The following is a 6,363-nucleotide window of genomic DNA, read 5'->3' as shown; positions in this document are numbered from 1 at the left end:
TTGCGGCCGCGCGTGGATCAAGACGTGGATGGCCGGGACAAGCCCGGCCATGACGGGTTCTGCGGTACCGGCGGCGCTTGTCTTCGTGTCTTGCGATAGCCGCCGCGCGTGACTTCTGCGACAGCGCCGCGCTTGCCTTCCTCATGCGTTTGCGACAGCGCGCAGTCCGTTCACAACACTGTTATTGCGCCCCGTCGCGCGCTTCGCCGCGTCAACTGGGCCTCTGGCGCCTGCCGTGGTAGCTTCCGCGCAGAACACCTGCAGGCCGCCAGGAGAAACCACGATGACCAATCCCGTATTCCCCCGCCGCAGCCTCCTCGCCGCCGGTGGCTCCGTCCTGGCAACCGGAGTTTTGGCAACCGGAGTTTTGGCAACCGGAGTTTTGGCAACCGGGATGTCCGGGCTGCTGCGGCCCGCGCGGGCGGAAGGCCTTCCACCGACCGATTCGATGACGGGCGGGGCGAACAACTACCGCAAGGGCGCGCCGGTCGTGGATCGGATCGGCAAGGGCGGCTTCTGGATGAGCGGCACGGTGCGCCGCGCAGGCGACGGGGCTCCGCTGGCCGGGCAGCGCGTCCAGATCTGGGCGCACACCACCGAAGGGCAGGAGCACGAGCCGCACAGTCATGGCGCCACGCTCACCGACAAGAACGGCGTGTTCCGTCTCGAGATGCCGCAGATCATTCCCATCTTCGGCCAGCCGCATGGTCACCTCGCCTATGACAGCGGCGAATTCAAAACCGTCTTTCTGCGTCCGGTGATGCGCAGCGCAAAGGAGACCAGCCTGGAGGCGCACTTTGTGCTGCAGCCGGTCTGACCTTGCTGCATGCACGCATCTCGTCGTCACTGCCGGCTTGATCCGGCACTCCATCTGCTACCAGAGAGTCGTCCAACGATGATGGATAGGCGCGTCGAGCGCGCGGATGACGAGATGTGTGAATCCGGTAGTGCCTGACCGCGCTGGGAGCAAGGGAAAGAGGCTGGCCAGGGCCGCCCTGATCTGGGCCGCCGTGATCTGGGCCGCCCTGGCCGCGGCTATTTGCGTGCCGATCGCCGCGGCAGCGGCAAGCCCGCTGCTCGCATGGCGCGGCCCGGTCTACATAGTGGCCGGCTTCGCAGCGATCCTCGCACTGGGCCTCATGCTCGTTCAGCCGGTGCTGGCGGGCGGATACCTGCCGGGCCTGGCGGGCTGGCGCGGACGGCGTGCACACCGCTGGATCGGAGGCGCGCTGGCGGCGGCGGTGGCGGTCCATGTCGGCGGCCTTTGGATCACCAGTCCGCCTGACATGATCGACGCCCTTCTCTTCGCATCGCCGACGCCGTTCTCCCCCTTCGGCGTGATCGCCATGTGGGCTATCGTCGCCGTCGCGTTGCTGGCCGTCCTGCGCCGGCGATTGCGGCTTCGAACGTGGCGCATCGCTCATATGTCGCTTGCGGTGGTCATCGTCGCGGGCAGCGTGGTCCATGGCATGCTGGTCGAAGGGGCGATGGAGACGGTGTCGAAGGCGGTGCTTTGCGTGCTGGTGCTCGCGGCGACCATAAAGGTCATGGCCGACCTTCGGTGGAAAGTCGTAGGGCGGGTCGGCCGCCGGGCGGACTAACTCCTCATATTGTCTGCCCTTCCGCTTCATGCTTGAACCGGCGCCATGATGCACTCCGCAAAGCCCCTGCAGCGCGTGCAGGCCGCCTCCGCACGCTGGATCGCTTCCGTGGCGGCGCTGACCCTGCTGGCGTGGCTTGCGGCGCTTGCCGGCCTGCTCGCGGTCGCCAACCGCGTCCATGACGACATTCCGTCACTGCTGGCGATAAAACTGCCGCTGCTGCAATCGAGGCCGGAACTGATCTTCGGCGGCGAGAGCCGCACCGTCTATCAGGTCGACCCGGGGCTTGCCGCGCAGTTGATCGGCAAGCCCGCGGGCGCCGCGGTCAACATCGCCTACGACGCCGGCGAACCGCTGGCGTTGCTGGCGGCGATGCGGCGCGAGCCGGAGCGGTTCAAAGACGCGCAGGTGGTGATCAGCACAGCGCCCTTCCTGTTCAACGAAGGCGTGCGCTCGGCGGCGGTGTATCCGCAGGACGTCGCAGTTCGGCTCGGCGTGTTCGAGCAGATGACGTCGTTCCTGCCGCTGCGCCTCGGCACGCTGATCCGTTTTATTCGCGAGGCCTTCAATGCGCGGCTTTCCGCCGGGCAGCATGTTGCGGACGGTCCGCCGCCGTCGGGCTTCGGGCTGACGGTCATTCCGCGCTCGCAGCCGGAGAACCAGTGGGCGGCTGACATCGGCAGCCACCCCCATTACGCCCACTGGAATCTGTCGGGGCCGAAAGCTCGGTTCGAGACGGCTGCGCTGTGCGACATGGTGGCGCTGTCGAAAAACCTAACCGTGGTAGTGCCGCCATGGGCGCCGCGTTACGACCGCGCGCGCGATCCGTCGTGGCGCGAGAAGGAAGACCAGACCGTCGCGTTGCTGACGGACGCGGGCCGCCGCTGCGGCTTCGACGTGCTGGACATTCCGTCGGTGCCGGGACTGCAGCAGGGCAACTACGCCGACGAGATGCATGTCAATGCGTCCGGCGTTCCGATCTACACGCGCTATCTCGTGTCACGGCTGAAGCGTTAGCGGATGACGGATTTAAACGGGATCGCCCCAACGCCGCCCTTGGTCGAGGATGCGAAAATGCAAGGTCGCGCCGGCATGTGCGATAACCCCGCCGCCGGCGCGGGGAGGGAAAACCGCTAGCGATGCTGTTCTCCTCCTATGCGTTCCTGTTTCAGTTCCTCCCCGCGGTGGCGCTGGCGTTTGCGGCGGCGCGCCGCGTTTCGCCCCGCTGCGGCATCTGGGCCTTGGCCTTCGCGTCGCTGATCTTCTACGGCGCCTGGAAGCCGGTCTATCTGCTGCTGCTGCTGGCCTCGGTGGGATTCAATTTCTGGCTCGGGCTCAAGATGGAAGACCCGCTGCGCCGCCGCGGCATCGGCACGTTCGGCGTGGCGGTCAATCTCCTGGCGCTGTGTTATTTCAAATACACCAACTTCCTGTTCGACAGTTTGACCGCGCTGACCGGCACGCCGCTGCCCTTCGTCAACGTCGTCCTGCCGCTCGGCATTTCCTTCTTCACCTTCCAGCAGATCGCCTATCTGGTCGACGTCATGCGCGGCGCGAAAGTCGAGCGCGACCTCGTCAGCTATACGCTGTTCGTATCGTTCTTCCCGCATCTGATCGCAGGTCCCCTGGTGCATCACGCCGAGATGATCCCGCAGTTCAAGCGCGGCCGCAGCGGGCGCTCCGCGGTGCTGGCGGCGCGGGGACTGGCGATCTTCGCCGCCGGCCTGTTCAAGAAAGTGGTGATCGCCGACAATCTCGCGCAGTTCGTGACGCCGGTGTTCGCGCATCTCGATGCCGGCGGCGGTGTCAGCACCGCATGGGCGTGGCTGGCGGCGCTGGCCTACAGCCTGCAAATCTATTTCGATTTTTCCGGCTATTCCGACATGGCGATCGGGCTCGCGCTGTTGTTCGGCATCCGGCTGCCGGTGAATTTCCGCTCGCCCTACAAGTCCGCTTCGATCATCGAGTTCTGGCGGCGCTGGCACATCACGCTGTCGCGCTTCCTGCGCGACTACCTCTACATCCCGCTCGGCGGCAACCGGTTCGGCGAGCAGCGCCGCTATGCCAACCTGCTGGCGACGATGCTGCTTGGCGGACTCTGGCACGGCGCCGGCTGGAATTTCGTCATCTGGGGCAGCCTGCATGGGACGTATCTCTGTCTCAATCATCTGTGGCGCGGCTGGCGCGGCGATGCGCCGGCACCCTCGGCGGCGGCAAGGACTGTTTCCTGGGCCGTCACGTTTTTCGCCGTGGTCATCGCCTGGGTGTTCTTCCGCGCCAGGACGGCCGCGGGGGCGTGGCGGATGCTGGGCAGCCTGTTCGGGTTCGAGGCCGGCAGTTCCGCCTATGCGTCGCCTGGAATCCTGCGCGTGATGGATCTGCCCATCCTGGTGGGCGAGCCCTCGCTGTTGCTGATCGGCGGCTGCATCGTTGCGCTGGCGCTGGCGATCGCACTCGGCCTGCCCAGCGTGCCGCAACTGTTTCGATACCGCGAATATCGCCGCGCCCCGGAGCCAGGCGCCTTCCTGCGCTGGCGGCCGACCGGCGGATGGGCGCTATTCACCGCGATGGCATTCGCGGTTTCGCTGTTCGGCATGTGGCAGCGGCTGGAGTTCTTGTATTTTCAGTTTTGAAGCATTCCTCGGCACGCGCCGGGCAGCCCGGGCATGAGGGAAAGCGCGGCGGATATTGCAAAAACCCGTCATGGCCGGGCTTGTCCCGGCCATCCACGTCTTGATCCACGCGCGGCCGTAAAGACCTGGATGCCCGGGACAAGCCCGGGCATGACGAGGGGGAGAGCGGCGGGCGCCGCAGAACGCATGACGGGCGAGGGGTCCGGCATGGTGCGCCGGACCCCTCGTTCATAGGCGTCAGCCGGCCTGTAAGCCGGGTCCTGTAGGGCATCGCCGCTCGCGCGGGCGATACGTGACGGCCATTCCTCTGGGACAACGTTTGCACGTTGCCTCGAGCAACCTACCCGGACGGCGAGCCTGACATCGACCTCACGGCGTTTTCGCTGTTCAACGAACGACCCGTGTTGCCGTCCCTATTCGGTTTTGCTCCCGGTGTGGTTTGCCATGCCGGTTCCGTTGCCGGACCCGCGGTGCGCTCTTACCGCACCTTTTCACCCTTACCCGCCTTCACCCTTTTGGGATCGCCGCAGCAGCGAAGCTGCGTCGGCGGGCGGTTCGTTCTCTGTGGCACTGTCCCTGGGGTCGCCCCCGCCGGACGTTATCCGGCACCGTATGTCGATGGAGCCCGGACTTTCCTCTCCCTTAAGCCTTTCGGCCGCAGCGGGAGCGGCCGTCCGGCCGACTGACCCGCAAGGGATGCAGGCGGAATGCCGTCAGGTCAAGCCCGTGGCGGGTCAGCGCGCCGCCGCCGTCTCGCGCGGCAGGCTTGCGAGCAACGATTCCAGCGTGGTCAGCGTCGAATGGTCGGCGACGCCGTCGACGCAGGCGGGCCGGAAATGACGCTGAAAAGCGGTGACCACTTCGGCGGTCGGCCCGTCATATTTTCCGTGGGTCTCGACGCCGTAGCCGTATCGCTTCAGGGCTTCCTGCATGCCGCGCACGTCGTCGCCGACGGCGCCGAGCTTGAGGCTCTCTCCGCGCCCGATCGGCGCCGGAAAGACCCAGTGACCGACGCCGGAATTTGCCAGCGAATGCCAGGGAAATTTCTCGCCGGGATCTTTCTTGCGCGCAGGCGCCACGTCGGAATGCGCCAGCACGCGGTGCGACGGCAGGTTGCGACGGAGCATGATGCCGCGGCACAGCGCGATCACGGCGGCGACCTGGCGCAGCGGAAATTCCGGATAGCCCCAATCATGGCCGCGGTTGATGATTTCGATGCCGATCGAACAGGAGTTGATGTCCTCCTCGCCGGCCCAGGATGACACGCCGGCATGCCAGGCGCGCCTGGCCTCCGGCACGCATTGTACGATGCGGCCGTCTTCCAGCACCACGTAATGCGCCGATACGTCGGTCCCCGCGGTACACAGCCGCGCCAGCGCGCCCTCCACATCGGGCATGCCGGTATAGTGCAGCACGATCATGTCGGGCGAGCGGTCCTGGGCCCGGTCGCCGTAATTGGCGGACGGGATGACGTCGGAAACGACCGAGGAATCCGGGGTGAATGTCTGCATGTCCGCGTTGCCCTTTGGAAGTGGGAGGGGGCGTCGACGCTTGGAATTGGAACCGACAGACGCGAACGAGCCTTGCAGCATCGGGCAACTCAAACCGGGCAGGAGAACGCGGCAATTCTCTTTTTCGGCGAACCGCAGCCTCGGCTCTACTATCCGGACCCAGCGCCCCCGCGCAATCACGACGCTGGCACCGTCAAGGCTTTTTTAACCAGGTGTGGACATGGCGCATCACTTGCGCAAATAGCGAAATGCGTCGAACCCGGCATGAGGAAGGTGAGCGCGGCGGGGGGTGTCGTAAGACACATGACGAAGGCAAGCGCGGCGGATAATGCAAAAACCCGTCATGGCCGGGCTTGTCCCGGCCATCCACGTCTTGATCCACGGGTGGCCGTAAAGACGTGGATGCCCGGGACAAGCCCGGGCATGACGAGGGGGAGAGCGGCGGGCGCCGCAGAACGCATGACGAAGGGGAGAGCGGCGGTGTCGCAAGACGCGAGGAAGGAAGCGCGGCGGGTGTCGCAAGACGCATGAGGAAGGTGAGCGCGGCGGATAATGCATAAACGCGTCATGGCCGGGCTTGTCCCGGCCATCCACGTCTTGATCCACGCGCGGCCGCAA

Annotated in this window: 5 protein-coding genes and 1 other RNA gene; 4 read left to right on the top strand and 2 right to left on the bottom strand. The window is 66.1% G+C overall.

Going from position 1 to position 6,363, the window contains the following annotated elements; genetic code table 11:
* Positions 1–283 precede the first annotated feature (283 nt).
* From ACFE72_RS23920 to ACFE72_RS23905, 4 genes are all read left to right on the top strand, one after another.
* The gene (locus ACFE72_RS23920) at positions 284–817 is read left to right on the top strand and encodes a Twin-arginine translocation pathway signal (protein ID WP_375415612.1); all 534 of its coding nucleotides are present in this window, start codon (positions 284–286) and stop codon (positions 815–817) included.
* Between the two features lie 178 nt (positions 818–995).
* The gene (locus ACFE72_RS23915) at positions 996–1,601 is read left to right on the top strand and encodes a ferric reductase-like transmembrane domain-containing protein (RefSeq protein ID WP_375415613.1); all 606 of its coding nucleotides are present in this window, start codon (positions 996–998) and stop codon (positions 1,599–1,601) included.
* Between the two features lie 45 nt (positions 1,602–1,646).
* Entirely contained in the window at positions 1,647–2,618 is a 972-nt protein-coding gene (locus ACFE72_RS23910; protein WP_375415611.1) for a hypothetical protein, read from the top strand.
* A 122-nt stretch (positions 2,619–2,740) separates the two neighbouring features.
* Positions 2,741–4,234: an MBOAT family O-acyltransferase gene (locus tag ACFE72_RS23905; RefSeq protein WP_375415610.1), complete on the top strand. Its 1,494-nt coding sequence runs from the start codon at positions 2,741–2,743 to the stop codon at positions 4,232–4,234.
* Positions 4,235–4,467: 233 nt separating this feature from the next.
* On the opposite strand, the gene rnpB is transcribed toward ACFE72_RS23905, so the two are convergent.
* Positions 4,468–4,920: RNase P RNA component class A (gene rnpB / locus ACFE72_RS23900), an RNA gene on the bottom strand.
* A gap of 48 nt (positions 4,921–4,968) precedes the next feature.
* Positions 4,969–5,826, bottom strand: coding sequence for an N-acetylmuramoyl-L-alanine amidase (locus ACFE72_RS23895; RefSeq protein WP_375415609.1), 858 nt, complete (start codon positions 5,824–5,826; stop codon positions 4,969–4,971).
* Between the last annotated feature and the right edge of the window lie 537 nt (positions 5,827–6,363).

It is taken from the genome of uncultured Bradyrhizobium sp. (genome assembly GCF_964252615.1).
GTDB lineage: Bacteria > Pseudomonadota > Alphaproteobacteria > Rhizobiales > Xanthobacteraceae > Bradyrhizobium.
The sequence above is the reverse complement of the archived record's forward strand: the minus strand, read 5'-3'. Positions and strand labels throughout refer to the sequence as shown.